This window comes from Vibrio fortis (assembly GCF_024347475.1).
GTDB lineage: Bacteria > Pseudomonadota > Gammaproteobacteria > Enterobacterales > Vibrionaceae > Vibrio > Vibrio fortis.
The window spans coordinates 299,851-326,276 of the sequence record NZ_AP025488.1; the positions used below are offsets into that span (position 1 = coordinate 299,851).

26 protein-coding genes and 1 pseudogene are annotated in these 26,426 nt (G+C 47.1%); 8 read left to right on the forward strand and 19 right to left on the reverse strand.

Annotated features, from left to right (window positions below):
• Positions 1 to 48 precede the first annotated feature (48 nt).
• The 4 genes from OCV50_RS15950 to OCV50_RS15965 all read left to right on the forward strand — a co-directional run bounded on the left by OCV50_RS15950 (position 49) and on the right by OCV50_RS15965 (position 3,790).
• Complete coding sequence (locus tag OCV50_RS15950) at positions 49 to 990, forward strand: DUF1932 domain-containing protein (RefSeq protein WP_261904868.1); 942 nt, start codon at positions 49 to 51, stop codon at positions 988 to 990.
• A 30-nt stretch (positions 991 to 1,020) separates the two neighbouring features.
• Complete coding sequence (locus OCV50_RS15955; RefSeq protein WP_261904869.1) at positions 1,021 to 1,974, forward strand: Gfo/Idh/MocA family oxidoreductase; 954 nt, start codon at positions 1,021 to 1,023, stop codon at positions 1,972 to 1,974.
• 11 nt (positions 1,975 to 1,985) lie between these two features.
• The gene (locus tag OCV50_RS15960) at positions 1,986 to 2,990 is read left to right on the forward strand and encodes an aldo/keto reductase (protein WP_261904870.1); all 1,005 of its coding nucleotides are present in this window, start codon (positions 1,986 to 1,988) and stop codon (positions 2,988 to 2,990) included.
• A gap of 65 nt (positions 2,991 to 3,055) precedes the next feature.
• Entirely contained in the window at positions 3,056 to 3,790 is a 735-nt protein-coding gene (locus tag OCV50_RS15965) for a PIG-L deacetylase family protein (protein ID WP_032553670.1), read from the forward strand.
• A 122-nt stretch (positions 3,791 to 3,912) separates the two neighbouring features.
• On the opposite strand, the pseudogene OCV50_RS15970 reads toward OCV50_RS15965, so the two are convergent.
• From OCV50_RS15970 to OCV50_RS16000, 7 genes and pseudogenes are all read right to left on the reverse strand, one after another.
• Positions 3,913 to 4,691 (reverse strand): annotated as a pseudogene (locus OCV50_RS15970) (helix-turn-helix transcriptional regulator).
• A 20-nt stretch (positions 4,692 to 4,711) separates the two neighbouring features.
• On the reverse strand, positions 4,712 to 5,245 hold the full coding sequence (locus tag OCV50_RS15975) for a YbhB/YbcL family Raf kinase inhibitor-like protein (RefSeq protein WP_261904871.1): 534 nt from the start codon (positions 5,243 to 5,245) through the stop codon (positions 4,712 to 4,714).
• 239 nt (positions 5,246 to 5,484) lie between these two features.
• Positions 5,485 to 6,324, reverse strand: coding sequence for a class III extradiol dioxygenase family protein (locus tag OCV50_RS15980; RefSeq protein WP_032553675.1), 840 nt, complete (start codon positions 6,322 to 6,324; stop codon positions 5,485 to 5,487).
• A 2-nt stretch (positions 6,325 to 6,326) separates the two neighbouring features.
• Positions 6,327 to 6,677, reverse strand: a complete 351-nt coding sequence (locus OCV50_RS15985; RefSeq protein ID WP_105058664.1) for a protocatechuate 4,5-dioxygenase subunit alpha — start codon at positions 6,675 to 6,677, stop codon at positions 6,327 to 6,329.
• Between the two features lies 1 nt (position 6,678).
• On the reverse strand, positions 6,679 to 7,557 hold the full coding sequence (locus OCV50_RS15990; protein WP_261904872.1) for an amidohydrolase family protein: 879 nt from the start codon (positions 7,555 to 7,557) through the stop codon (positions 6,679 to 6,681).
• Between the two features lie 27 nt (positions 7,558 to 7,584).
• Positions 7,585 to 8,649, reverse strand: coding sequence for a 4-oxalomesaconate tautomerase (locus OCV50_RS15995; protein ID WP_261904873.1), 1,065 nt, complete (start codon positions 8,647 to 8,649; stop codon positions 7,585 to 7,587).
• The gene (locus tag OCV50_RS16000) at positions 8,642 to 9,319 is read right to left on the reverse strand and encodes a 4-carboxy-4-hydroxy-2-oxoadipate aldolase/oxaloacetate decarboxylase (RefSeq protein WP_261904874.1); all 678 of its coding nucleotides are present in this window, start codon (positions 9,317 to 9,319) and stop codon (positions 8,642 to 8,644) included. The genes OCV50_RS15995 and OCV50_RS16000 overlap by 8 nt, the downstream gene beginning before the upstream one ends.
• A gap of 283 nt (positions 9,320 to 9,602) precedes the next feature.
• On the opposite strand from OCV50_RS16000, the gene OCV50_RS16005 reads away from it, so the two are divergent.
• Positions 9,603 to 10,442 carry a shikimate dehydrogenase family protein gene (locus OCV50_RS16005; protein ID WP_261904875.1) on the forward strand — a complete coding sequence of 280 codons (840 nt, stop codon included), beginning with the start codon at positions 9,603 to 9,605 and terminating at the stop codon, positions 10,440 to 10,442.
• 13 nt (positions 10,443 to 10,455) lie between these two features.
• Positions 10,456 to 10,899 (forward strand): type II 3-dehydroquinate dehydratase, encoded by a 444-nt coding sequence (aroQ, locus tag OCV50_RS16010; RefSeq protein WP_261904876.1) that lies wholly within the window; start codon positions 10,456 to 10,458, stop codon positions 10,897 to 10,899.
• A 25-nt stretch (positions 10,900 to 10,924) separates the two neighbouring features.
• Here aroQ and OCV50_RS16015 read toward each other — a convergent pair whose 3' ends face one another.
• From OCV50_RS16015 to OCV50_RS16030, 4 genes are all read right to left on the reverse strand, one after another.
• On the reverse strand, positions 10,925 to 11,269 hold the full coding sequence (locus OCV50_RS16015; protein ID WP_261904877.1) for a ribosome recycling factor family protein: 345 nt from the start codon (positions 11,267 to 11,269) through the stop codon (positions 10,925 to 10,927).
• Positions 11,270 to 11,277: 8 nt separating this feature from the next.
• Positions 11,278 to 11,745: an OsmC family protein gene (locus OCV50_RS16020; RefSeq protein ID WP_261904878.1), complete on the reverse strand. Its 468-nt coding sequence runs from the start codon at positions 11,743 to 11,745 to the stop codon at positions 11,278 to 11,280.
• Positions 11,746 to 11,754: 9 nt separating this feature from the next.
• Positions 11,755 to 12,147 (reverse strand): GFA family protein, encoded by a 393-nt coding sequence (locus OCV50_RS16025; RefSeq protein WP_261904879.1) that lies wholly within the window; start codon positions 12,145 to 12,147, stop codon positions 11,755 to 11,757.
• A gap of 100 nt (positions 12,148 to 12,247) precedes the next feature.
• Positions 12,248 to 13,180 carry a LysR family transcriptional regulator gene (locus OCV50_RS16030; protein WP_261904880.1) on the reverse strand — a complete coding sequence of 311 codons (933 nt, stop codon included), beginning with the start codon at positions 13,178 to 13,180 and terminating at the stop codon, positions 12,248 to 12,250.
• A gap of 133 nt (positions 13,181 to 13,313) precedes the next feature.
• On the opposite strand from OCV50_RS16030, the gene OCV50_RS16035 reads away from it, so the two are divergent.
• The gene (locus OCV50_RS16035; protein WP_261904881.1) at positions 13,314 to 13,997 is read left to right on the forward strand and encodes an SDR family oxidoreductase; all 684 of its coding nucleotides are present in this window, start codon (positions 13,314 to 13,316) and stop codon (positions 13,995 to 13,997) included.
• An 84-nt stretch (positions 13,998 to 14,081) separates the two neighbouring features.
• A complete protein-coding gene (locus OCV50_RS16040) occupies positions 14,082 to 15,275 on the forward strand; it encodes an MFS transporter (RefSeq protein ID WP_261904882.1) in 1,194 nt (397 codons plus the stop codon).
• Between the two features lie 322 nt (positions 15,276 to 15,597).
• On the opposite strand, the gene rlmJ is transcribed toward OCV50_RS16040, so the two are convergent.
• From rlmJ to OCV50_RS16080, 8 genes are all read right to left on the reverse strand, one after another.
• A complete protein-coding gene (rlmJ, locus tag OCV50_RS16045; protein ID WP_261904883.1) occupies positions 15,598 to 16,467 on the reverse strand; it encodes a 23S rRNA (adenine(2030)-N(6))-methyltransferase RlmJ in 870 nt (289 codons plus the stop codon).
• Between the two features lie 212 nt (positions 16,468 to 16,679).
• On the reverse strand, positions 16,680 to 17,621 hold the full coding sequence (gene secF, locus OCV50_RS16050; RefSeq protein WP_261904884.1) for a protein translocase subunit SecF: 942 nt from the start codon (positions 17,619 to 17,621) through the stop codon (positions 16,680 to 16,682).
• 2 nt (positions 17,622 to 17,623) lie between these two features.
• On the reverse strand, positions 17,624 to 19,423 hold the full coding sequence (gene secD / locus OCV50_RS16055; protein ID WP_261904885.1) for a protein translocase subunit SecD: 1,800 nt from the start codon (positions 19,421 to 19,423) through the stop codon (positions 17,624 to 17,626).
• Positions 19,424 to 19,574: 151 nt separating this feature from the next.
• Positions 19,575 to 20,033, reverse strand: coding sequence for a hypothetical protein (locus OCV50_RS16060; protein WP_261905216.1), 459 nt, complete (start codon positions 20,031 to 20,033; stop codon positions 19,575 to 19,577).
• A gap of 212 nt (positions 20,034 to 20,245) precedes the next feature.
• Positions 20,246 to 23,035 (reverse strand): insulinase family protein, encoded by a 2,790-nt coding sequence (locus OCV50_RS16065; protein ID WP_261904886.1) that lies wholly within the window; start codon positions 23,033 to 23,035, stop codon positions 20,246 to 20,248.
• Positions 23,036 to 23,218: 183 nt separating this feature from the next.
• Positions 23,219 to 24,028 (reverse strand): LytR/AlgR family response regulator transcription factor, encoded by an 810-nt coding sequence (locus tag OCV50_RS16070; RefSeq protein WP_261904887.1) that lies wholly within the window; start codon positions 24,026 to 24,028, stop codon positions 23,219 to 23,221.
• 37 nt (positions 24,029 to 24,065) lie between these two features.
• Positions 24,066 to 25,094, reverse strand: coding sequence for a sensor histidine kinase (locus OCV50_RS16075; RefSeq protein ID WP_261904888.1), 1,029 nt, complete (start codon positions 25,092 to 25,094; stop codon positions 24,066 to 24,068).
• A complete protein-coding gene (locus OCV50_RS16080) occupies positions 25,094 to 26,422 on the reverse strand; it encodes a hypothetical protein (protein WP_390905165.1) in 1,329 nt (442 codons plus the stop codon). Before OCV50_RS16080 ends, OCV50_RS16075 begins: the two co-directional genes overlap by 1 nt.
• Positions 26,423 to 26,426: the final 4 nt, after the last annotated feature.

The window sequence follows — 26,426 nt, forward strand, 5'->3', positions numbered from 1 at the left end:
CGCACCCAATACCAAATGTTAGTGTTTGACCATAGCCAAAGATAATTAATGAAGAAAAAGGTGGTTATAGTGAAAGTCAGTAGGATCGCATTTATTGGTTTTGGCGAAGCAGCTACAACATTTATTTCTTCTTGGAAGAATAGAGCACCAGAAATAATAAACGCCTTTGATATAAAGACGAACAATATATTCACCAGAGAACGGAAACTTCTCGAATATATTGATAAAGGTGTGCAAGGGACATTTCGCCCTGACGAAGCAGTACAAGGGGCACAACTTATTTTTTCTCTAGTCACTGCAGATCAAGCTGAAAGCGCACTGCATCAGATAGTAGATTCTCTGACTAAGAAACAAATTGTGCTCGACTTTAACTCTTGTTCACCGCAAACCAAACAACGATTAGCACAGACCGTTGAAGCACAAGGCGCAGACTACATCGACATTGCCATTATGGCACCAGTGTTGACATCACAGCCCAATATTCCGCTCTACCTGTCCGGCCAGAAAGCGAAAAAAGTCGCGGAGTACTTAACGCAACTTGGTTTCGACACAGAGGTTATCTCAGAAAATGTGGGGGATGCTTCTAGCATCAAGATGTTGCGCTCAATAATGGTCAAGGGTTTAGAAGCACTGACGACCGAGTGTATGTTGGCCGCGCGTAAATCTGGCGTTGAGCATCATGTCCTCAAATCACTAAGCAAAACCTACCCAGAGTTAGAGTTGAGCCACTTAAGCCGTTACCACATGGAGCGGATGCTCAACCATGGTGAAAGACGCCACGCAGAATTAAAAGAGGTCGCAGCGACCTTAAACGAGCTAGGCATGAGTCACTCGATGGTCGAAGGAGCAATGAACTGGCATCAGTCGCTCGGTGAACTCAACATCGAAACGTCAGAGCAGTCTCTCGCTCAACTGTCTGACCAGATCATAGAAAAACTGCAGGTCGCAGATAATGAATCGACCGCAACTAAATTACAAAATATCCAATAGTTTAATCGCTTGAATACAAAAGGAATGATTATGAAAGTGTGTGTAGTAGGCGCTACGGGTGCATTCGGCCAAAAACATTTAGAGGCACTGCGTAATATCGACGACGTTACCGTTACTGCGATGGTTGCCCCTGAAGCGGACAAGCTTGATCAACTGATCACAGATTACAATCAAACGGCTCAAGGCTTCTCTTCACTTGAAGAAGCACTCAAGTCTGACAACATCGATGCTGTGATTCTAGCCACACCAACTCAAATGCATGCTGAGCAAGCTATCGCATGTATGGAAGCTGGCAAGCATGTTCTGGTCGAAATCCCAATGGCAGACAACATTGAAGACAGCTACAAAGTGGTTGAGACTCAAAAGAAAACGGGTGTTGTTGCTATGGCTGGTCACACTCGCCGCTTTAACCCAAGCCATCAGTGGATCCACAACAAGATCGCATCTGGCGAGCTAAACATTCAACAAATGGATGTTCAAACCTACTTCTTCCGTCGCACCAACACCAATGCCAAAGGTGAACCACGCACTTGGACTGATCACCTACTATGGCATCACGCTTGTCACACTGTTGACCTTTTCCAATACCAAACCGGTGAGAAGGCATCAAAGATTCAAGCACTGCAAGGCCCGATTCACCCAGAGCTCAACATCGCTATGGACATGAGCATTGGCATGAAAACGCCATCTGGTGCGCTATGTACGCTATCACTATCTTTCAATAACGACGGTCCATTTGGCACCTTCTTCCGCTACATCTGTGACGAAGGCACCTACATCGCTCGCTACGACGATCTATTCGATGGCAAAGAGAACCCTATTTCATTGGAAGGTGTCGCGGTTTCAAACAACGGCATCGAGCTAATCGACCGTGAATTCTTCGATGCGATTCGTACAGGCCGTGAGCCAAACTCAAGTGTCGCAAGCTGCCTGCCAGCCATGGAGACACTGCACGCATTAGAACAACTGCTAGAGCAAGAGTAAGGAGCCCGGCGATGATTACACTAGGTGAGCACTCACTCGCGCCAGTCGCCCTTGGATGTATGAACGTTTCTCACGCATACGGAACACCTCCAAGTGAAGAGCACAGCATCAAGCTACTTAATAAGGCGCTTGATCTTGGCTACAACATGCTGGATACCGCAGCTCTTTATGGTTTTGGTAACAACGAGAAACTACTCGCTAAAGCAGTAGGTCATCGCCGTAATGAATTCTTCCTTGCCAGCAAGTGCGGCATGTTTAAAGGCCCCGATGGTAAACGCGCGATTGATGGTCGCCCAGAGACAATACGCAAGACATGTGAAGAGTCACTGCAGCGTCTCAATACCGATGTGATTGACCTCTACTACCTGCACCGCTGGGACAAAAATGTGCCGATTGAAGAGAGCGTTGGCGAGCTGTCTAGGTTGGTTGATGAAGGCAAAATCAAACACCTCGGCCTATCTGAGGTATCGGCAACCACGCTGGAAAAGGCACACCAGATCCACCCGATAGCAGCGGTTCAATCGGAGTATTCATTGTGGTCACGCAACGCAGAGATCGCAGTGATTAATAAATGCCAAGAGCTAGGAAGTACCTTTGTGTCTTTCAGCCCTGTGGGGCGCGGCATCCTGAGTGGCGAGCTGCAAAGCAATCAATTTGTCGATGGTGATATTCGCAATGCGATGCCGAGATTCAATGCAGAGAACTTTGAATCTAACTTGTCGGCTGTAAATAGGTTCGCTTCTCTGCTGCCAATTTTTGCTGAAGAGAACGTATCACTACCTGCGCCAACTCTGGCTCAATTTGCCTTGGCATGGACGCTGGCTAAAGCATCTCACTCGATTGCACTACCAGGCACCACTAACTTTAAGCATCTAGAAGATAACTTAAACGCACAGCACTACACGGTTTCGAACGCCCTGCTAGAACTGGTTGAGCGCACTGTACCGCAAAAGGCATTTGTTGGCGGTCGCTACAACGCGCCTACTCAAGCCGAAATCGATACCGAACAATTTTAACCAAATAAAGAACATAAAAGACACGCTCATCAGACGAGCTCAAGAGTAAATAAAGGATTAATAACATGACAACAAAGAAAACAGCTTTAGTAATCAGTGCCCATTCAGCAGATTTTGTATGGCGTTGTGGCGGTGCCATCGCCCTTCACCAGAAGCTGGGCTACGAAGTGACCATTGCATGTCTTTCATACGGTGAGCGTGGCGAGTCTGCAAAGCTATGGAAACAAGAAGGCATGACACTTGAAGACGTTAAGCGTATTCGTCATGAAGAGGCAACAGCAGCAGCGGCAGCTCTTGGCGTAAGTGACATTCGTTTCTTTGACTTCGGTGATTACCCACTTGAAATCGACAAAGAAGGTAAGTACCAGATCGTTGACCTGATCCGTGAGATTCAACCAGAATTCATCATGACGCACTCTAAATGGGACCCGTACAATACAGACCACATGTACGCAACTGAGATCACTCTGCAGTGCCGCATGATCGCACAAGCTTGGGGTCATAACCCAGGTGAGAAAGTACTAGGCGCACCTCAGGTTTACCTATTCGAACCGCACCAAAGCGAGCAGATGGAATGGAAACCAAATACCTTCCTAGACATCTCTGAAGTGTGGGAAAGCAAGAAAGCCGCTATTGAGTGCATGCAAGGTCAAGAGCACCTGTGGACCTTCTACGAAAACCTAGCAGAAAACCGTGGCAACCACTTTAGACGTAACTCAGGTGGCCAAGCGGGCGGCAGAAGCTGTCAACACGCTGAAGGTTTCCAAGCGATCTTCCCGCAGTGTGTTGATTCGCTGTAAAGCCTCTAAACAACCACACCGGCCAACAAGCAAACAGATAAATAACCTAAGCCCCGCTACACTGCGGGGCTTTTTGTTATCGTTAATCATCTACCCTTCTCAGGGCGCAGCAAACATCCGAGCTAAGCCGATACTGTTTTAAGGTAATCAGTCGGCGTCAGTCCGAATTTCTCTTTAAAACGCTGGCTAAATCGCCCTTCAGACAGATAACCACACGCCAAGGCTAACTGAGCAACATTGCTGTAGCCACTCTGTATCAGATACAAGGCATGAGCTAAGCGAACTTCCGTGAGCACCTCTCGAAATTGGGTACCTTCTCGCTTTAATTTACGAATCATGGTCGCACGACTCATGGCAAATTGCGCAGCAACATCGTCCAGAGCATGCTTGTCACTGGGTGAGCGAGACAAGTGGCGACTCAGCTGCTGACGAAAGCTGGTATTTATGCTTGGAAAGAGTTGATGTAGAACGCCTTTTTCTGCCAACTGCTGATATAAACCAAGCACCCAAAAACGCTGCGTCTCACCACTTATCGTTTGGGATTCAAGCGAAAACAGCGCATTCAGAGTACTTTGCAGTGCCTTGTCAGATTGAAAAATGGCTCACTCTTTTCACAAGCTCTATTGCTACTCAGTTCCAGCATCGTCTCTGTCGGAGAGCAGTGAAAAGTGAATACCCGAGAAAGAAATCGCCCTTTTTGTGGCAGGTTCTCAAAGCTCAATGAGGCGGAGGCTTCACACAACAACAGCTCGGTACTCGAGAGATCTTGAACCGATTCTTTCCAAAACAGCCGCTTACTTCCAGCCATGATTTGAATGATACTCGGAGAGTGAACCCGCACATTTCTGAGCTTCTGAAGTTGTTCCGCTCGAAAAAGAGTCACTTGATACTGAGCGTTCATTAAGCCTCCTAAATGATCGACTAACGTGTATACGTTGCCGTTAATGTTGCCTTATCAATAGCAATGCTATTGAGTGTAAAACCAACCACGGCTGGTGGAGTATTCTCATCAAGGCCTAAGGTCGCCTTTGGTAGTGCCCACACTGTAAATTGATAGCGGTGCATACCATGGCCTTGGGGAGGACAAGCACCGCCAAACCCTGTAGTGCCATAATCGATACGAGCCTCCTTGCCACCGAGCTTACCGATATCAACACCTTGCGCTAGCTCGGTTGTTTTGTTTGGAATATCAAACGCAACCCAATGCCAAAAACCACTGCCTGTTGGTGCATCTGGATCGTAAGCCGTTACAGCAAAGCTCTTGGTGCCTTCCGGTACATCCTTCCACATCAATTGTGGCGATACATTGTCGCCATCACAGCCCCACCCCTGATATTCAAATTTCTTAGCCATTGGGTGGCCTTCCTGAATGTCTTGACTAACCAGCTCAAATGCTTGAGTTGAACCTGCGACTAAAAGACCTAGTGCGAGTAGAGATAGTGTTGGTAGTTTCATTGTTCGATTCCTTTTGTGAGTTCGGAATCAGTCTATCGTCAGTCACATCGTACAACTCCTCTATAAGTATCACATCAAATTTAATTTAAACAATTTTTGATACTTTTAGTATCTTTCTGAGTTTTGTATAGCGGAAAAACCCAAAAGAAACCCAGTTTTATAACCACATTATCCAGACAAATAAAAAGCCCCAGAGCATGACACTCCGGGGCTTTTTAAACATTTGACGGTTAATGTAATCAGCGGTTTTCTATCAACATGGTGCCAGCGCCGGTATTCGACACGGGTGCGTGATAGCTGCTTTTCAGCACATTAAGCTCGCCCGTCAATGCACCACGCATACCAAGCCACATAATGAATTCCGCACCTTGCGCGCCACCCTGCTCTACTAGGTCGTAGATCGAAAGCTTAGTCAGCTCTTCTGGGTTGTCGATCAACTTCTTCATGCAGTAAAGGTCGAACTCTTTGTTGATAAAGCCGGCACGCTCACCGTCCAACTGATGAGAAAGACCACCAGTTCCAAGCACCACAACTTTTAAGTCTTTATCGTAGCTTTCAACGGCTTTACCAATCGCTTTACCTAAGTCGTAACAACGTTTAGGTGATGGCATTGGGTGCTGTTCTACGTTGATACATACCGGAATCACCTTCATATGACCGTAGCTGAAGTTTGGCCACATCAGTTGCATTGGAACAGTTAGACCGTGATCAACTTTCATCTCTTGGCAGATGGTAATATCGAACTCGTTCTCAACCAGTTCGTTACAGATGTGCCATGACAGCTCTGGATCACCGTTGATTTCTGGAATAGTTGGAATACCCCAGCCTTCATCGGCATTCTTGTAACTTGGCGCTGCACCAATCGCGAAAGTCGGTTTCTTATCTAGGAAGAACTCTAAGCCGTGATCATTATAAAAAACGACCGCAACATCAGGTTGTACTTCATCTAGCCAGTGGTGAATCGGTGGATACGCATCAAACAGAGGCTTCCAGTATTCAGTTTGTTGTAGATTGTTCTCAATTGCTTTACCAATTGAAGGAATGTGGGAAGTGGTAATTCCGCCAACGATCTTTGCCATAACTATTTCCCTGCCTCTACTAGCATCTGTTTAAATTCTTCAACTGTCATACCCGTTTGCATCGCACCAATATCTTGCATGTTGAGCCCCAACATACCGACGAATTTAGCAAGGTAATAGATACTGCCACCTTCTGCGATCAACCCTAAAACATCACGCTCTTTAATTGCCGTCTTTTGAGCTTCCGTCAGTCCATATTTGTCACAGTAGGCCATTTCATCGGCTGAAAACGCATCGCGTCCCGCTTGCTCGTTAAGTGAATGACACATCTTGTTCAAGCCATAGCCTTTACGCGCCATCGCGCCATCAAACATGGTTGTGCCGGGGATCGGCTTATTATTTAGGTAAGTCATGTTACACGCTCTCCGGCCAGTAAAGTTTCATTGGGTTAGTGACAAGTAGTGCTTGCTGCTGCTCTACTGTAGTCGCAATTTGTGGAATCACATCCACTAAGTGGCCATCATCAGGAGTGTGTGACTTCATGTTTGGATGTGGCCAGTCGGTGCCCCAAAGTACGCGGTTTGGAAACAGATCAACCAAGGTCTTAGCAAACGGCACCACATCGGAGTAATCCGGTGGCGTTTGAGTCAAACGCTCTGGGCAGCTCACTTTGCACCAAATATCTGGGTTACGCTCCATCAACGAAATAAACTTGCCGAACTCTTGGCTATCAACACCTTTTGTCACATCAGGACGACCCATGTGGTCAATCACCACCGTCATGTTGAGCTCTTCTAAAAACGGCGTCACATCATCAATGTCTTGCGCTTCAAAATAGACCACAACATGCCAACCTAGTGGGCGGATCTTCTCAGCGATCGCTTTGAGCTTTTCAGTTGGTACTGTATCAACTAAGCGCTTCACAAAGTTAAAGCGAACGCCACGAACACCAGCTTTGTCCATCGCTTGCAGCTCTTCTTCCGTGACAGTTTCGTCAACGAATGCAATGCCACGAGCTAACTCACCAGCGGTCTCTAGCGCATCAACAAGCGCGCGGTTATCTGTACTGTGGCAAGAAGCCTGAACAATCACATTACGGCTAAAGCCTAAGTGATCACGCAGGGCAAAAAGCTGCTCTTTTGACGCGTCGCACGGGGTGTACTTACGCGCCGGAGAGTAAGGGAATTTAGCCGCAGGACCAAAAACGTGACAGTGGCTATCCACTGCGCCTTCTGGCACCACAAACTTCGGCTTGCTTGGATTTGGGTGGAACGGTAGGTAATCAGCGTCCATGTTTCTTCCTTGTTATTTTCAGCAGGCTTACAGCCCAAATACGGTGCCATCGAACAGCTTTCTTGCTGTGCGAAGGATCGCGGCGGACTTCACTTGATTTTGTTCAACGTCTAGCACCACGCTCATCTTTCCGATTGGGTGTTCAACATCGATATGTATTTGTTTTTCTATTTCGACTTCAGCAAGTTGCTTGGCTGGGGCGTCATTCAAGATGCAGGCACTCGCGACACTCACCGCACCTAGCACGCCAATCGACGCATGGCAGCGATGGGGGATAAAAGTTCGCGTTGAAATACCACCACCATATTGAGGCGCGCTCACCAGTGTCATTTTCGGCACACTTAATTCACGAACATCGCCGAGATTCATCATTGGCCCAGCTTGCAGGCGTATCGACTCCAGGCGTTGCTTAAGTTCGGAGTTGTCATCCAATTGCTCGCGAGATTCGTCGCCTGTGAGGCCAAAATCTTGCGCTCGTAGCACCACGACAGGCATACCGTTATCAATCAAAGTCACGCTCACGCCATCAATCACGTCGACTTCGCTCCCCGTTGGCAATAAAGCACCGCAGGTAGAGCCGGCTGTATCTTCAAAGCAGACCGCTAGCGGAGCCGCGGTATTTGGGACTCCATCAATATGGCAGTCACCAGCATAGGTCACTTGCTTGTTTGGGGTTTGCACGGTAACCGTTGCTACCTGCTGTGTGTTCTCCATGAAGATGCGAACCGAGGTTTGACCCTCTTGTGCTTCTACTAGTCCACGTTCAATCGCAAACGGTGCAACACCCGCTAAAATATTGCCACAGTTTTGCTTGCCACTAATAAGCTTTTGGTCAACAAATACCTGTTGAAATAGGTAGTCAACGTCGACGCCTTCACGTTTTGACGATTCCACTATCGCCACCTTCGAAGTGAGTGGGTCTGCGCCGCCAATACCGTCGATCTGTCTTGGGTCCGGGGTACCCATCATCGACAACAAAAACTGCTCACATGCTTGCTCGTTCTCTGGTAAATCCTTGCGCAGGAAATAGGCTCCCTTCGATGTACCAGAGCGCATCCACATGCATGGTGCACTGAAGGGATGACTAGACATATTTCAGCCCTTTCTCTTCTAGGCGGCCACGCATTTGATAGATGTCCAGACCCAACTCGCCGTTCGCTAATCGAACACGCTTTGCTTCTTCACGTTCCATGCGCGCTAATGATTCATGCAAAACCTCTTCCGCTTCCTCGCGACGTACAACTACAACGCCGTCTTCATCCGCAACCATCACATCACCTGGGTAAACCAAAGCGCCGGCACAATTCATTGGCACGTTCACCGAACCCAGAGTCTCCTTGATGGTGCCTTCACTGAAGATCGCTTTAGACCATACTGGGAAATTCATTTCGCGCAGGTCACGAGTGTCACGTACGCCACCTTCGATGATAAGGCCGACCACACCGCGCGCTTGCGCCGATGTCGCTAGCAAGTCGCCAAAGAAGCCGTGATTAGAAGGGGAAGTCGGTGCGAATACCAAGAAGTCACCCGCTTTTGCTTGCTCGATCGCTACGTGCATCATCCAGTTATCACCCGCTGCACCTGAGATGGTCAATGCAGAACCTGCAACCGCGTCGCCTTGGAAAATTGGGCGCATGTAGTGAGCCAATAAGCCCTTACGGCCCTGAGCTTCATGAATGGTCGCCACACCACATTGACGCAGGCCTTCAATAATCTCTTTGTCTGCACGCTGAATATTTTGTACTACGACGTTGTTCTGCATTTGTGTTCCCTCTTAATACATTTCGGCAGGTGAATCCCTTCAAAGGTAGTTACTGCTCGCTGATGTATTCACTATAAAGAGGTGCTGACAAAGGCGATATTTCAATTATTTCGCAAGGTATAAGATTTTGAGATAGGAAGCGCAATCGCGCCTGTTACCACGTGCGTGCTGCGCCCTGCGCTATCAGTAATCTTCAAAAATTGAATGGGTGTTAGGAAAAAACAATTATCGCGAGAAAGAGGGTTTTGCTAGCGTAGTGGCAAATAACGATAAGGAGTGAATCATGATTCAATGTCGACTCATAGGGCAGAACATCCAACGTTCTCAATCGCCAGACTTTCACAACGCCCTTGCTGAAAAGCTTAATATTGAGCTGCACTATCAACTCGAAGAGCTGACCACCAATAGTGCAGAGTCACTCCACCAGCACACTACTGACTTGTTCGACAACGAGATTGATTCCGCGAACGTTACCTACCCCTACAAAGAACAAATACTATCGGTCGCCGATCAGCTCGCGCCTTGTGCCAAGCGAGTTGGTGCGGCCAACACGCTAGTTAAACGTGACCAACAGATCATCGCTTACAACACGGACTACAGTGGCTTTATCGCTGCATTTAATCAGTTTGGTCAGCACAAGCTGGGTAAAGTAGTGGTGCTTGGTTGTGGTGGCGTCGGCAAAGCAATCTGCTTTTCACTTGCCGATCTCGGTGCGACAGAGATCGCAATCTATGACCGGGATCTAACAAAAATGAATAGCCTTGCGAAGCTGCTTGCGGCTGAGAATATAGATACCGTATGCTTGAATGAAACGACGCTAGAAACAACGGTACAGAGAGCAGAAGGTGTCCTCAATTGCACGCCTATCGGACACTATCAAACACCTGGTTGCCCTATTGATCCCTCTTGGTTGCAGCAGCAGGCTTGGTGTTTTGATGCCGTATACATCCCACGGGAGACAGAATTTCTGAAAGCCGCACAGCAGAAATCGATCAATACGTTGAGCGGCTTTGAGCTCTTTTTCCATCAAGCGCATGATGCGTTCACCTTATTCACCGGTGTCCAAGTTTCAACTCAACAACTCAATACTTTTAAGCAAACACAGCTTGCGAATTTACGTTAAGGACAATGACTCAATGAAAAAAATCTTATTACTCAACGGACCAAACCTAAACCTACTTGGCACACGTGAGCCTGCACAATACGGCTACGAAACACTGGCTGACGTAGAAGAAAACTGCCGCAAGGTCGCAGCAGAGTACGGTTATGACGCTGAGTGTTTTCAAAGCAATACCGAAGGCAGCCTAATTGATGCTATCCACAAAGCGGGTCGCGAGTTTACTCAAGGTGAATGCGCTGGCGTTGTGTTTAACCCGGGTGCTTACACGCACACGTCGATTGCTCTTCACGATGCCATCAAAGGGGTTGAGGTACCAGTGGTTGAAGTTCATATCTCAAATGTGCATGCGCGCGAAGCCTTCCGCCACCACTCGTACATCTCACCTGTAGCCGCAGGCACCATCATTGGTATGGGCACAAAAGGCTACAAATTAGCGTTAGATTTTCTGTTAGATAAGTAATCAAACTTGATGAGCCTAGGGGCACTTACAGCCCTTCAAACTCATCAATCGCGATGCGCGCTTCTGTGAGTGAACAGCCAGATTCACTGACCAATTGAGCGACGGTCATGGAAGGCGTTTGTTGAAGCAGTTGTTGCAGGCAAACTGTTGGCTTAGGCAATACTTTGTCAATTGCAGTCACCATCCAAAGTAAGGGAGCATCACTAAGTTGCTCCCTTAATTTATGTAGCTGCGCCTCTTCACCCGTTAACATCCAATTCCGAGAACGTCGAATGCGTTTTAACTGACAGCCACTTTGGGCTGCTAAGGCGAGCACCTGTGCCTTATCTGGCACGCGGTGGACAAAGCTATTGAGTACAACTGAAAACATAGTGTGGCTTACGAGTCTATCTCTACCGTGATCTCGGTTTTTACGGAATTGGCAATGAAGCAGTTACTGTGCGCCAAATGATGCAGCTTTTCGAGCTGTGTATCCGATGGGCGCTTATCACCAACAAATTGAATTTGAGGCCTAAGCGTAACATGACTGACCCAAGCTCGCCCTGCTTTATCTTCTTCCAGAACACCGATTGCATCATCAACGTAAGACTCAATCACGTACTTGCGCTTGGCTGCAATCCCCAAAAACGTCAGCATATGACAACTGGCAATCGCAGCAATAAAGGCTTCTTCAGGGTCAACATTTTCCTCAACAGAGAGTGGCAATGGCACTACATGAGGTGATGACGAGGCGGGTACAATAACACCCCCATCAAACTCCCACGTATGTCCGCGACTATATTGGTTATCGCTAAAAGCCTCATCTTCACCTTTGTTCCAGCGAACAATCGCACCATAATCCGACATACTTTCTCCTTAGCGATCCGCTGGGTGGTTGACACCATCATTGGTCACCACATCACCAATATCAAAAGGATTCACCCCTTCTAAACAACCAATATTGAATCCATATTCATTTGGGCTGGAGCGACGTTGATGGTGAGTGTAGATACCGCAGTTTGAGCAGAAGTAATGCTTAGCGGTATTGGTATTAAATTGATACAACTTGAGATGCTCCGCACCTTTGAGGATCTTGATGCCATCCAAGGCTACTGAGCTCACTATCGCGCCTTTGCGACGACAGATCGAGCAATCACAACGGCGTGGTTTTTCGATGCCATTAGGTAGGCTGAGCTCTAACTCCACCGCACCACAATGGCAGGTCGCTTTATGAAAAGGTTTAATAACCGTATTACCAACGAGTTTCATTCTTCTCTCCAATCACATCCATGTATTGCTCGCATCATAACCAGTTCTGCGCTCACTGTCCGCAATGCTATTTGCAGTTCGAGAGTTTTGTCATATCGCGTTAATTGATTGATTTGTCATTCAAACGACTGAAGTTTTCGAACAGAAAATCCAAAAAGAGTCGAATACGCTTAGGCTGATATTTCTTACTGATGTACACCACATTTAAGTCTGCACTCGACACGTTAGTCGAGGTATTAAAGTTCTTCATGTAGCCATTGAGCAGAGTCACAAGGCGCTGGTTATTAATGTCATCTTGCACATCCAGCACCGACTTAAGCGCAATGCCCTCGCCTTTTAATGCCCAGTAGCGAATCACTTCTCCATCATCAGAAAAGCGTTTGGGCACTACAGTAATCGACTTTTTCATGTCTTGGTCTTGGAAGTGCCATGTCTTGAGTTCTTCATTGCTACGCAGCATTGCTAAGCAGTCATGGTCAACGAGATCTTGAGGTGTCAATGGTGTTCCGTGCTTGGCGAGATATTCTGGTGAAGCGCACAGCACACGCCTGCTTGGTGACAAGCGTCGGGAGATCAAATTACTGTCCGCAAGTTCACCATAACGAATCACAAGATCCATACCAGACTCACCAATATTCGAGAGCTTGTCGTTCAAATACAGATATGGAATCACGTCAGGGTACAGCTGACAAAACTCAGATAAAATGGGCAAAATATACTGCTTCCCGATGTCTTTCGGTGCCGCAATTCTCAATGGGCCTTTCACCTCTTTAACCCCATTTTGAATCAAGTTTTCCGTTTCACTCACGCTGTCTAGAATTTCAATACACGCCTTATGGTACAGCTCCCCCGAGTCGGTCAGAGACACATGCCTCGTACTTCGGTTCAAAAGCTTCACGCCATATCTTTCTTCTAGAGCTTGTAACCGAGCTGTCATGGTCGCAGGCGACAACCCTAGCTCACGACCCGCTGCAGCTAACCCTTGATGTTTCACAATGCTGACGAACATCGCCATGTCTGAAAACTTATCCACTCGCTACCCTTCCTTACCTTTAGATTCATCATTCATAAAAACCGAATAATGAATTCACATTTTAGCCAATTATCAAAATTAGTCGAATAAATATAATGACAACCATCAACAGAACAACGCAGGAATTCAGACCATGAACAACGAACTAACGGCCCCAAAAAAGAGCACCTTCGTCATCATTGGTGGCACATCAGGGATCGGCAAAGCACTAGCGATGCAATTAAGAAATGAAAACAACACTGTGCACATTGCTAGCCGACACACAGGTCTTGATATCAGCAGTGAGAAGTCGATTTGTGAGTATTTCGAATCGATTGGTGTGTTTGACCACTTGGTTGTTACAGCTGGCTCATACGCTCCAGCAGGAAAAGTGACGGACGTTGCTATCGAAGATGCCAAAACAGCATTTGATACCAAATTTTGGGGCAGCTTAAACGTAGCTAAACATGCCGCGCGCTACATGACACCAAACGGCTCAATCACTCTTACCAGCGGCATGTTGTCACGCAAAGTAGTCGCGGGGACTTACGTAAAAACCGCCATCAATGCCGCACTAGAGAGTGTAACCAAGGTGCTTGCGAAAGAGCTCTCGCCGATTCGCGTGAACGCCGTCAGCCCTGGCTTAACCATGACTGAAGCGTATAAAAACATGGACGAGTCTGCACGTTCAAACATGTACGAGAATGCCAAACACAAATTACCCGCGGGCAAAGTAGGCGAAGCCTCAGAGGTCGCGATGGGATACCTACTCGCAATGAACAACCCATACATGACGGGTTCAATCATCGACATCGATGGCGGCGCTTTACTCGGCTAACCACCTCGCAAAGACACAAAGTACAACCGTTGGGGCGTGTATCTAAACGTCCTAACAAACAAGAATTTAGATAGGTAACTCATCATGAAACAAGAAAAAATCCCTTTCCAAGTATGGATTCTCACCCTCGCAGCATTTGCCATCGGTACCGCTGAATTTGTTATCGCAGGCCTTCTACCACAAATCGCCTCCTCACTTTCAATCACCGAAGGCCAAGCGGGCTATCTAATCAGTGCTTACGCGTTAGCTATCGTTATCGGAGGCCCGATCTTAACCATCTACCTTGCACGCTTTAACAAGAAAATGGTGCTCATCGGCTTAATGGCCTTATTCATCGTCGGCAATGTGTTTTCGGCACTAGCACCTAGTTACCCATTACTACTGGCAAGCCGTGTCATCGCAGGCTTAGTGCAGGGGCCTTTCTATGGTATAGGGGCGGTTGTTGCGACCAACTTGGTGTCTGAAAAAATGGCAGGGCGTGCTGTGGGTCAGATGTTCGCAGGTTTAACGCTCGCTAACGTTCTTGGTGTCCCTGCAGGTACATGGATCGGCTTGCAATTTGGTTGGCACACTACCTTTTTCATTGTTGCAGCACTTGGCACCATCGCAATGACCTCTATCTTTACGTCAATCAAATCAAGCGGTCACAGTGAAGCGAAAGACATCAAAACTCAACTTATGGCGTTCAAAAATCCAATGCTGTTAATCAGCTTAGCGATCACTGCCTTCGTTTGGTCTGGCTTCATGACGCTTTACGGCTACTTAGCTCCTATTGCTATGCACATCACGGGGTACGGTCAAGAGTCTGTTACATGGATCTTAGTGATTGTGGGTGCGGGTCTGATCATCGGCAACATTTTGGGTGGACGCTCTTCAGATAAAGATCTAAGCAAAGCATCAATGTTTTGGGCTGCTGCACTTATCGTTTCACTGGTTGTCGTTGGTCTGGTGGTTGATAACAAAATCTTGTTCGTTGCAGCTGCATTTGTCTTTGGTATCGCATCATTTGCGAACGTTCCCCCTATGCAACTTCGAGTGATGAATCACGGTGATGAAGGGCAAGAGTTAGCAGCAACCGCCAATATCTCTGCATTCAATCTGGCTAATGCCTTCGGTGGATTCCTTGGCGGCATGGTACTCGACAGCCAACTAGGCGCAGGCATGATTCCGTTCGCAGCCATTGTTGTTCCTGTGATTGGCTTGCTACTTATCGCCAAAGCCAACCGAGCAAACAAACCACAAAGCAACGCTATCTTCAGCCCTGCGGAAAGTAAGTAACGCGATAGAGCAACTCGGTGAGCGGCAATAAAAAGGGTATATCGATTATCCCGCCTTAGGAACACCTCAATCACCATCGAGGCGTTCCTACAGGCAAAAGAAAGGCTCGCGTGACTAGTGCGAGCCTAATGCTGTTTAGGGGGTAAACTGCATAGATTAAATGGAGATTATTTTGTTTAAGTTTGCCGCAATACGGCAAGTCTCCGCTTGTAAGTCTCAGTTTTAAATGATTAACGAGAATTAATCAACTTTTATAAGTTAGAGTCAGGTCAATTAAAAACCTTAACTTTTACAATGACTTATTAATACAGTGTTCGCTTAATCATGCCAAACCACGCATTTGCCAATACCCTTCACCGTGAGTAGCGAGATCTCGATGCAAAAATTCCAGCACATCGGCGACCTTTCCAGCAAGGCCTTGCGGCGGATTAAACAGCAGCAGTCCACTACCAATAAGGCGGTCATCCCCTTTCGGGTCGCGCAGCCTCAGCTCTGCCTTAATCGGATTTGGTAACTCTTCAGCTTGCATCGCATCGAAACAGTGACTAAGGATCAGCGAGCTCTTATCTTCGGTGTACAACGGATACCAAATGAGTGCAGAGACTTTATCTGATTTCTGGTATGCCTTCGCCAACGCATCAATCACCGCAAGGTATTCATCGTCGCTTTCATAGGGTGGATCAATCACCACCAGCTGATGTCGGTCACTTTTAGCGACCACATCTGGTAGTGCTATCAGCCCATCGCCCGCACTAACATGCAGCGCACTAGAGACGCCACGCTGTTGCTGGATCTCTTCAATATTGACACGTAGCAGATCGGCCTCAGATTGCTGAATATCGGAGAAATAGAAGTTATCTTGGCTGCGTCCATGCTGATAAGCGATCGCAGCAGACCCCGGATAATCGGTAATCAGTTGATTAGGATTGTAGTATTCCAAAATCGAGATAAATGATGAGAAAGCACTCGGTAAGTAACCTTTGTTGCGCCACAGATACCCAACACCTTCAGCAAACTCGCCTGCGTGGTTGCTCGGTGCTGTGGTCAAGTCGTATCGTGCTGTCCCTGAGTGCGTGTCAATCACAGTTAAGCTCGAATGTTGCTGCATAAGCATTTGAACAAACTCACTCAATACTGGATGTTTAAGTGCATCTCCGTGATCGCCCACATGACATTGATGTCGATATTCCATTGCTTTGCCTCGTTTCCAACAAACATCTTATAAACATAAGTCATATTGGGTGGAGACGCTGCGCCAATGTGCAGATTTTTGAAATAGAGTCACTTTATCTAACCTATTGACCTCACTAAAAATAAAGCCCCAAGATTGAAACCAACCTTAGGGCTTTTTGTTTATTGAGTACTCAAGACTCGGGCCTAACAATGCATGTGAAGCACATTAGGCTATGGGCGACTCTCTTCCAGTTCATCAACGGGTTTCACTTCATAGTGACAAGGCAGCAATCCAAGTAATTTCGGGAGAGTAATACCGACCGAAATTGAAGACCAAGTACCACTCGCAATGCCCACAACCAATGCAATCGCAAACCCTTGCAACGCTGCACCACCGAGTAACCAAAGCGCCGAGACCGTCAACAATGTCGTACCTGACGTCACCATAGTGCGTGAGAAGGTCGCTTTCACCGATTCGTTAAGCAGGTTATCTGTATCACCGTTTGGATTACCACGCAGCATCTCGCGAACACGGTCGGCAATAATGATAGAGTCATTGAGTGAATAGCCGAGAATCGCTAACACCGCTGCCAATACTGTTAGGTTGAACTCAAACTGAGTCAAAGCGAATAAGCCGAAGATGATGGTTACGTCGTAGATGATAGCCGCCAGAGCCCCCAGAGCTAAACGCCATTCAAATCGAACACTTAAATAAAGCATGATCATTAAGAAACACACCAGTACCGCGAGACCACCTTGGTCAACCATGTCTTGACCAACTTGAGGACCAACGACACTGCTGTTGAGCACTTTCACTTGGTCGCTCACCGAAGCTAGAGCATCCACCAAATTAGTCTGTGTTGCATCCGTCAGCTGGCTGTAACGTATTGTCCAGCGGTCTTGTTCTGCCATACCGACCACTTGAACGTCTTGTTGGAATGCCGTATCAAGCTTTGCTTTTAGCGCGTCTTTGGTTACTTGATCAGAGAGCTGAACCTCGGCAACGACACCACCAGTGAAGTCTAAGCCCCAGTTAAACCCTTTTACTGCCACGAGCATCACAGAGCTCATGAACAGCACGATAGAAATCGCCGACATCACCTTACGCAGGAGAGTCATATTTCTGTCTGAAAAATATCGGTCTGAAATCGTCATTTTTGTTGAAGTACTCATGCTTAAATCCTTACATCGCGGCGTTGATCACGCCCCCAAACCAAGTTGATGATCGCTCGTGAAGCAAAAATGCCCGTAAACATACTGGTTAGAAGACCTAAGCCCAGTGTCAAAGCAAAGCCCTGTATTGGTCCATTACCAATGGTGTAGAGCGCAACAGCCACAATCATGGTGGTGAAGTTTGCATCGAAGATTGACGAGAACGCGCTATCAAAGCCACGATCGATAGAGCTAGCAAAGCTGCGTCCCTCTTTCATCTTGTCTCGGATACGTTCAAAGATAAGCACATTGGTATCTACCGCCATGCCGACAGTGAGCACCAAACCCGCGATACCTGGTAGCGTCAATACCGCCCCCGGCAGTAACGCAATCAAGCCAAATAGGGTCACCATGTTTAAGATCAGCGCGCCGTTCGCAACCCAACCAAGGCGACGGTACCAAAGCGCCATAAACGTAAGAGTAAGACCTAAACCAAGTGCCAGAGCAGCAAAGCCGTTGGTGACGTTTTCTGCACCCAAAGATGGGCCAATGGTACGCTCTTCAATGATGGTAACAGGCGCTGTTAATGAACCGGCGCGAAGCAATAAAGCCAGCTCTTGCGCTTCAGCCATGGTGCCAGCACCTGTGATTCTGAAGCGACTACCCAATTGAGACTGGATATTCGCCACACTGATCACTTCACTGGTTTTCTCACTGTTACCGGCTCTGTCGCGGCTATACTCGCTGTATACCGTCGCCATTGGTTTGCCGATGTTATGACGAGAAAACTCAGACATTTTCTTACCACCCGCAGAATCAAGCGTGATGTTAACTTCAGCGCTGCCCATCTCACCAATACCACTGCGTGCATCGATAATATGTTCGCCACTCAGGACGGCTTTGCGAGCAATAACGACACGGTTACCATCGGTATCTTTTAACGTCTGTGTGTTTCGCGTTGGGTTATCGTACACAGAGTAGAACGCCAATGAGGCCGTCGCACCAATCACGTCTTTCGCCGCAGCTGGGTCTTGTACACCTGGCAATTCGATACGGATGCGGCTTTCACCTTGGCGTTGAATTGAAGCTTCCGTGATACCCAGCTCTTCGATACGGCTGCGCATGATTTGCAGGTTTTGTTGAACCGTTAGGTTGCGTAGCGTTCTTTGTTCATCTTCAGACTGCGTCAGGGTGAGCTGTTTGTCTGAGCTATCACGTAGCCATTGCGGGAACTCTTCACGAATCAGCTTTTGCGCCTTTTCAAAATCCGCTTCCGTACGGAAGTCAAACTGGACTTGATTGTTCACAACCTTGCCACGCGCATAGCGCACTTGGCTGGTTACCTCGTCAACCATCGCTTGAGCTTGAGCGTGATAAACCGGAGCCATATCCACTTCGAGTAAAAACTGCACACCACCGCGTAGATCAAGACCAAGCTGAATCGGTGCAAAGCCCATATCTGTCAACCATTTTGGAGCCGCAGGTTCCATTGCCAAAGCTACCGTTGCGTTATCTAGAAGGCGTTCATTAAGCACCTCCTTGGCTTTCGCTTGTTGTTCGGCATCTTCTAGAATTACGACTAATCGGTTGTCTTTCTGATAAGCCGACTTGGCTTGAATGCCTTCGCTCTCGAGGTATTGAGTGACCTGAGTCGCGTCGATTGTCTGTTGAGAACGGTTGTTGATTTGAACAGAGGCATCTTCGCCATACCAAGAAGGTAGAGCGCTGAGAATCATGATAATAATGGTGGTGATCAGCACCACGTATTTCCACTTTGCATAGTGGTTAATTTGTTGTCTTGGGTTCTGCTTTTTCACAGGCAAGATCTCTTCATTTAAAGCTAATAGTGCATCAACGTGCCGTACGCTTCGCTCTCCCTCATCATGAAGAAGATAAAGTACAGATGTGCACGATGACTGATTGATAATGAGAAACGTCGATTGTTGAAAACAACCGCTTCTCAGAGTGAAACAATCAGCTAATTAGCTCTCTAAAATGAGAGTATTGGATATTGCCCTCTTTCCACCCTGCAAGCCGAGAGGGTGGTGAAGCAACAATGCTAGTCCAATGCTGTGTGGCGTCCATTAACGGATCGCTAAGTAGCAGAGAAGCGAGCAGAGAGGGAGGAGAAAAGTCAATCAGCAGGTGATAAACCGGCTCAATATCGGCCGAGCCATCTTGCTCATTACTGAGTATTCGACGAAACGTGCTAGCTTGCAGACTCGATTCGGAGTCATGATAGTGTGAGCTGTCCTCCTTGGGTGGAATCAGCTTGGTTTGCTCACACGCCTGTCTTGTTTCTGAGGATAATTTATGAGAGGAATCAGTAAATTGCTGACACAACTGGCTGGTTGAAGTTGCTGTTTGGAAAGGCTTGGCAGGAAACGAGTAGCCATGACTGTTCACTAAGCCAAAACTCAGTACAAACAGCATCAACACTAAACGCGCGCCAAACTTCAACAATTCAAAACAATCCTAAATGGTAGAAACGACGACAATATATAACAGCAATGAAAGATACAATTGATTTAAAAGCTGCCAAATTCATATTTGACACAACGCTGACAATCTTGAGGCAATAAAAAAGCCAAGCAACATTGGCTTGGCTTTGGATCTATGGCTAACGTGCGAGGCTATCGCAGGCCTTAAATTTCAGGTCGAAGAATATTCTTATAGTGGCGGCTATTCTCACCAAACAGACGCTCGGCCAGCACATCCATATCTTGACTAGAAATAGAATCGACTGTGCCTTCTACATCGAACAGAGCCTCAACGCCAAAATCATAAATAGTATAACGAGAAACAAACCACGCTTGATCCACAGGCGCCGATTCTAATGGTGAGAAGTCGTTCACGAGTTGCTTACCCGCCGCTTTAAGCTCATCGTCAGAGATGCCTTTAAGCAGATCCGCCACGACCTTATCAATGGCCACCTCTACTTTCTGCGCGTTATTTGGCGAGATTAACGCCCCAATAAACCAATCATAACTGCGCTCACCATCTTGTGAGATCCAATAGGTATAAGGGGAGTAGTCCAAACTCAACTCTTCGCGAATGTAAGCATCTAAGCGTGTCGTCAAGATACGCTGCATCAAATCAGTCATGAACACTTCCTTCGCAGACACGCCCACCCCAGTCGGAGGGTTTGACAGATCAGCAGCCGGCACCTTAGAGATCACTCGCAGAATGTATTCTGAGCTCTGCTCCGTATTCGCAGCTATATCAACACGCTCTTTATTGGGCAATTTATAAGGCACTGAAAAATCTGGAATCGACGCTTCTTGCAAAGGAATCGAAGCCACATATTGACTGACCAAGGGTTTCAAGATACTTGGATCGATGTCTCCCACAACAACTAGCTGGTTGTTGCGATTTTGCAGGAACAAAGTTTGCTGAACAGCAAGAACTTGTTCAACCGACACATTTTCTACCGCACTGCCATCTGTCAAATAATGACTGCTATTCACTTGGTAGGTATTGTGGTTCATAGCCTGCTCGAATTGCCCCATAGGACCTTCTAAATAGGCGGTTCTGCTCTGTATAAACTCCTGCTTTACCGCTTCCAATTGCTTCGGCGAAACATTCGGTGACATTGCGATTGCGTTAAGAGCAGCAAAGGCTTGGTTGAGGCCATCTTGATAGAATTTAAATTCAATACCGTGACGGGTTGATTCGATAAAGGAGTACAACTCGATACCTTCTCTATCTAAATGCGCCTCCAGTTCAGAACCAGTAAAGCTACCCAAACCGCTGCGAGCTATGGTTGGAATCGCCACATCTGCTGCTGGGTATAGACTCGGATCAAGCGCCATTCTCCCGCCAAGGCTGGTGTAGTACATCCCAACTTCATCATTGGCATAAGTGTCTCGCAGATACCACATCTCAACGCCATTACTTAACGTCCACTTTTGAATGTTAGGATCGGCATACGCCTGCTCGACCAACACCACTTCACCGGATGTTGTTGGCACAGCAAAACCATGGTCATGAGTAGCCTGAGCCGTTTTTACACCACGCTCAGCATAAGCCGCTTTCAGGCTCACCATTGTCTGCTCAATCGCACTTTTATCTTCACTACTGTCTACCCCTAGAACCCAGAAGTGATCACTAGAAAGTAGACTGCGAATATTCGCGTTAATGGTGTTTACATCGAGGCTCTCGACAAAAGCCTCCAAACTGGCTTTCTCATCCTTTGCCGATTGCATCGGTGCTTCAGACACCAGACTACCAACCTTATAGTTAGCAAAATCAGGCCCTTCCATAGCATCCCATTCACGCTCGACATTCTGTAACCAATCTATGTAGTACTGTTTCTCACTCACGATTTCATCTTGTGACACACCATAATCACGAAGTGAGGTCAGTGCAGAGATAAATTGCTGCTGGGAAACCTCTCGGGCACCGACAGGAAATGCGACACTGGTTAAGGAGTAGCGTTGATATTCCATTGAGTAGCGTTCAGAGATGATCCATTGGGTTGGCAAAGCTGCATCATTAAACACGGTGCCTAAGCGCTGTTGGATAATGCGTTGAGATAGGTCATCTAGCCAGCGTTGATGTTGCTGTTCATGGGTATAGACAACTTCTGATCCTCGATTGAACATCAAGGTAATGCTTGGTGATTCGCCACCTTTTACATACTCAACGAAGTCACCTTCATTGAACGAGGTGATTCTCTGTTTTTCCGGTCTAACAGTTTGGCCACGGTTCCAATCGGCAAACTTCTCTTTGATGAGTGTAACCGCATCGTCTTTGTTGATATCACCAGCGACAACAACCTCGACTAATTGAGGCTGATACCAAGTTTCATAAAAGCTTCTTAGACCTTGTTGATCGGCTTCCAGCACTGACGCTTTGGTGCCAAGCGCATCATTAGACTGGTACTGACCACCCTCGATGAAATAGTCGTAAAATTTATCGGCTAGTTGCTTATCTTCCAGTCTTGAGTAACGAAACTCTCCAAGAATCACGCCTTTCTCTTTCTCCACTTCAACGTCAGCAATATCAAGACCATCACCAATATCGCGCATCCAAGTCAAAGCTTGAGTTAATTGAGTGTTGTCTGGCAGGTCGAGTTGGTAGACCGTCTCTTGGTAAGAAGTGTATGCATTTAAATCAGCACCGAAGCTAACACCTGCATGTTCAAATAGGCTAATGACATCGTTTTGAGAAAAGTTGTCGCTACCATTAAACGCCATATGTTCAACAAAGTGGGCGTAGCCCTTTTGCAGCTCTGTTTCTTGGAAAGAGCCAGCATGCACCACAAGTCGTACCGATACCGGAGCTTCATGATCGCGATAAACGTGGTAAGTCAGGCCATTTTCTAACTGGCCCGATGCCCAATCAGGGTCGGATTGAACTCGGTCACCGTTTGGTGTGGAACTACAACCGATCAAGGTCACGCTTAGCGCAACCATTAAACAATAATTTTTCATAACAACCTCTTATATGTCATGCGTGACAATATATGGTTCAAATGAATAATTCTTGTTTAATACTAAATCAAATGAATATCTTTGTGATCAAGATCGACATTTTATAAATCTACTGCGTTATCTGATCTATCAAATCACAATTACAGTCGTGTTGTTTGACGCACAGCAGACACTGGTTCTCAATCACATTCCTTTAAAAAGTCCTTGTGAAGAACGACTTACTGGTAGTTTCACCCCTGAAACAAACGCCGACATCTGCCCCGAGAAGCTCTTGCTCACCTTATCAATCGCCGCGACTCTCACTACTACTGAGCGATGGATTTGCCAAAAGACGTCGGGTTCTAATTGACCAAGCAACTCTTTGAGAGACGTACGCAAAATGAACTCTTCTACTTTGCTCCCCTCCCCCAACTTAAACACGGATACATACTTATCTTCCGCTTTGAAATAGAGCACATCCTCTACCGAGATAAGATGAATATCATCTCCGGAGTGCGCCTTAAGCCAGGTAAGATATTGCGGTGTCGCCACGGTTTGAGAAAGCTGCTGGATGTGCTCCATTAACGAACCCATGTCGACAGGATGTGAACTGGACTGGTGCACCTGTAGGCGCTCTTTGAGCTTTTGACAGCACGAGAATAGCCTTTCTTCGTTGATCGGTTTGAGTAGGTAATCTGTGGCATTACGCTCGAAGGCTTGCACCGCATACTCATCATAAGCTGTGATAAAAACCACTAACGGTGGGTTCGATTGCTTTTGTAACTGCTTCGCCAGCGCCATACCATCGAGCTCAGGCATACGGATATCAAGAAAGACTACGTCCGGTTGGTGCGCCTCTATCAATTGCTTAGCCTCTAAACCATTGTGCGCTAAACCAACAATGTCGAGTTCTGGCCAAACATCAGCCAAGCTCTTATCAAGATGATGGCGAAGTAGAGGCTCGTCATCAGCAATGATCGCAGTGAAGCCGTTGTTAGTTGCCATATTCGCCATTATTCTTCCTTAAAATTCACACTGTAAATCGCCATTTTTACTGGCCTGAGAGCGGTAGTCTTAACTGAGCCGACACCCCACCGGTCGCTTGCTCTTTAATTGATAGCGTTGCTTGTTCATCAAAAAGCATCGCAATACGTTGTCGAATGTTACTCAGCCCGACACCATGTCCACCGCTTGACGATGTGCTCGACAAGCCTAAGCCATTATCAACCACATCAATGACTAGCCGCTCTTGTTCCACACTAAATCGAATAGAAATGTACCCCCCAGCAGCCTTCGGCTCTATCCCATGAGTTAGAGCATTCTCAACCAAAGGCTGAATCAAGAATGGAGGGATTACTTGGGATGAATCAACTTGGCTATTGTCTATATTGAAAGATAAACGCTCACCGAGGCGAATTTTCTGAATATTAAGGTACGCGTCAAGCAGATCGCTTTCCTGAGTAATCGTTGATTGTTCACTTCGGCTATTGCGCAGTGTCACACGCAAAAGCTCCGTGAGTTTATCCAACATCAGTTTCGCCTTGTCACCATCAGTCTCAATCAGTGCGCTGATGGTTGCTAGTGTGTTAAACAAAAAATGCGGTTCAATTTGGCTTTGCAGCTGCTTAAGCTGACTTAGTACTACCACTTTCTCTTGGTCTGCTTGGCGGCGTTTCGCGATTTCTAACTCATTGTCTGCACGTAGCTTTTGCTCACGAGTATAGAAGTAGTAATAACTGACGGAGCAGAAAATAACACCTAAGAATATCACTGATTTAAGCTCAGAAATCCCCTCACCGAAAAAGCCATTCAACCAGTAATGGGCATTGAGTGTCCCGACCGTCAGTGCAAACACCATAGAAATGGCGATCTCCAGCAGACGCGAAGTGTCAGGAAATAACTTGATCAGAACAAAAGAAGATAAAACCGCGCTGTAGCCAAAGCCAAAACTGATCATGGCATTGGTGAATAATGAGCCTCCCCAAATACTTTGAGTGGTCACGCTAATGGCGATACAAAACAAGGTAGTAACTAACCAACTCTTGAACCAAGAGTACTGTTTACATCCAGATTCACTCATTAAAATCTTCCTTTAATATTTAATAGAATCATATGACTATCGGGCAAATTAGCGTAAGCAGAATCCTTATTTCCGCCTAAAAAGCGTGCAGCAAGTTCCAGTTCAACCGATGCGTTGCCACTGTCGACTGCTTGATAGTTGATCCATTGCGTTGCAATAATGCCGCCATCTTGCGGAGCGACCATAACATCTAAGGTGGGGGTGACATCATCAAGCCACGACCATACTGAAGCGCTGTCCGCAAACCAATGCCGCCAACCGCTTGAGTCCAATGACCAGTGAAACATCAGGTTATGCTCGACAATATTGGCATGTTGATATCCCTGCGCGTACGTACTTGCCAAAGGTTGCGTCGCAGGCACTTGAGACAAGTCTTGAGCTCGCTCTAGCGCTGTCTGCCACTCCGACTGACTCCAAGCGCGGCTGTCATACCAATATTCAAGTACAATGTTATGCCCCGTATCATTGGCCCATGTCAGCCCTGCTAATGCTTGGAAAGCTTCACCCTGTTCTTGCAGTTGAACGGGTTGATATTGTTCATTCGGTAGCCCGTAGCCAAGGCTGTGGCGTTGATAGACCATTGATCCATGAAATTCCCAAGCTAGGTTGAGAACCGACACCAAGCTCGCCCCCAACAGGCCATGTCGTACATCATCGTAATAAGCCAACCACTGATACTCATGGTCACCGATCATGTTGTAGCGTTTTAGTCCAAAGCCTTGTTGCTCACTTGCGGCTTCGAGTTGATTGACCTCTTGTGAACTCCAAGAGGAATCACTGTAAAGCAGTGTCCACTCACCGCTGTGGTCAAACATGGATAAAGATGCCACGCCAGCTCCCTCCTCAGCCACTATCCCCACTGGGTTTTGGCGATAAGGTTTGATCACATCGAGTGGTCGGTAGCCATAGCCGACACCCCAGTCCAAGCGCATCTTGCCAAGCGTAATATCGACATACTGTTCCCCCGTGAGCGAGGTGGAAAAACTGGCACTGTGTTGCCAAAACAGCTCTCGCACAATCAGCTGCGTATCACTGTGACTATCGGGCACTTGTTGCTGACTTTGCTCGTGATAGAGGTCATCCCCTTTGATTGAGAACAAACCAAGCCATTCGGCATAATTAACCTCAAGGTCGAGTAAGGCATTCACCGATTGACGATGATATTCCGGTGCCGTAAACCATGGTGTTTCGCGAGCTTGCACTGTTTCAGCGCTCACTTGCCAATCCCAAGCCAAGCTCAACGTCTCATCAGCAACAGCGTGGGCGCTCATCAATAAAGCCCCCGTCAAGCCTATTGTTTCTGGGCGTGCAAAGGAAAAAAGGTTCATAGTA

Bases quoted from the DNA above. Each gene is read 5' to 3' on its own strand.
- OCV50_RS15950 (WP_261904868.1), top strand. From the start codon at position 49: ATGAAGAAAAAGGTGGTTATAGTGAAAGTCAGTAGGATCGCATTTATT.
- OCV50_RS15955 (WP_261904869.1), top strand. From the start codon at position 1,021: ATGAAAGTGTGTGTAGTAGGCGCTACGGGTGCATTCGGCCAAAAACAT.
- OCV50_RS15960 (WP_261904870.1), top strand. From the start codon at position 1,986: ATGATTACACTAGGTGAGCACTCACTCGCGCCAGTCGCCCTTGGATGT.
- OCV50_RS15965 (WP_032553670.1), top strand. From the start codon at position 3,056: ATGACAACAAAGAAAACAGCTTTAGTAATCAGTGCCCATTCAGCAGAT.
- OCV50_RS15975 (WP_261904871.1), bottom strand. From the start codon at position 5,245: ATGAAACTACCAACACTATCTCTACTCGCACTAGGTCTTTTAGTCGCA.
- OCV50_RS15980 (WP_032553675.1), bottom strand. From the start codon at position 6,324: ATGGCAAAGATCGTTGGCGGAATTACCACTTCCCACATTCCTTCAATT.
- OCV50_RS15985 (WP_105058664.1), bottom strand. From the start codon at position 6,677: ATGACTTACCTAAATAATAAGCCGATCCCCGGCACAACCATGTTTGAT.
- OCV50_RS15990 (WP_261904872.1), bottom strand. From the start codon at position 7,557: ATGGACGCTGATTACCTACCGTTCCACCCAAATCCAAGCAAGCCGAAG.
- OCV50_RS15995 (WP_261904873.1), bottom strand. From the start codon at position 8,649: ATGTCTAGTCATCCCTTCAGTGCACCATGCATGTGGATGCGCTCTGGT.
- OCV50_RS16000 (WP_261904874.1), bottom strand. From the start codon at position 9,319: ATGCAGAACAACGTCGTAGTACAAAATATTCAGCGTGCAGACAAAGAG.
- OCV50_RS16005 (WP_261904875.1), top strand. From the start codon at position 9,603: ATGATTCAATGTCGACTCATAGGGCAGAACATCCAACGTTCTCAATCG.
- aroQ (WP_261904876.1), top strand. From the start codon at position 10,456: ATGAAAAAAATCTTATTACTCAACGGACCAAACCTAAACCTACTTGGC.
- OCV50_RS16015 (WP_261904877.1), bottom strand. From the start codon at position 11,269: ATGTTTTCAGTTGTACTCAATAGCTTTGTCCACCGCGTGCCAGATAAG.
- OCV50_RS16020 (WP_261904878.1), bottom strand. From the start codon at position 11,745: ATGTCGGATTATGGTGCGATTGTTCGCTGGAACAAAGGTGAAGATGAG.
- OCV50_RS16025 (WP_261904879.1), bottom strand. From the start codon at position 12,147: ATGAAACTCGTTGGTAATACGGTTATTAAACCTTTTCATAAAGCGACC.
- OCV50_RS16035 (WP_261904881.1), top strand. From the start codon at position 13,314: ATGAACAACGAACTAACGGCCCCAAAAAAGAGCACCTTCGTCATCATT.
- OCV50_RS16040 (WP_261904882.1), top strand. From the start codon at position 14,082: ATGAAACAAGAAAAAATCCCTTTCCAAGTATGGATTCTCACCCTCGCA.
- rlmJ (WP_261904883.1), bottom strand. From the start codon at position 16,467: ATGGAATATCGACATCAATGTCATGTGGGCGATCACGGAGATGCACTT.
- secF (WP_261904884.1), bottom strand. From the start codon at position 17,621: ATGAGTACTTCAACAAAAATGACGATTTCAGACCGATATTTTTCAGAC.
- OCV50_RS16060 (WP_261905216.1), bottom strand. From the start codon at position 20,033: ATGCTGTTTGTACTGAGTTTTGGCTTAGTGAACAGTCATGGCTACTCG.
- OCV50_RS16065 (WP_261904886.1), bottom strand. From the start codon at position 23,035: ATGAAAAATTATTGTTTAATGGTTGCGCTAAGCGTGACCTTGATCGGT.
- OCV50_RS16070 (WP_261904887.1), bottom strand. From the start codon at position 24,028: ATGGCGAATATGGCAACTAACAACGGCTTCACTGCGATCATTGCTGAT.
- OCV50_RS16075 (WP_261904888.1), bottom strand. From the start codon at position 25,094: ATGAGTGAATCTGGATGTAAACAGTACTCTTGGTTCAAGAGTTGGTTA.
- OCV50_RS16080 (WP_390905165.1), bottom strand. From the start codon at position 26,422: ATGAACCTTTTTTCCTTTGCACGCCCAGAAACAATAGGCTTGACGGGG.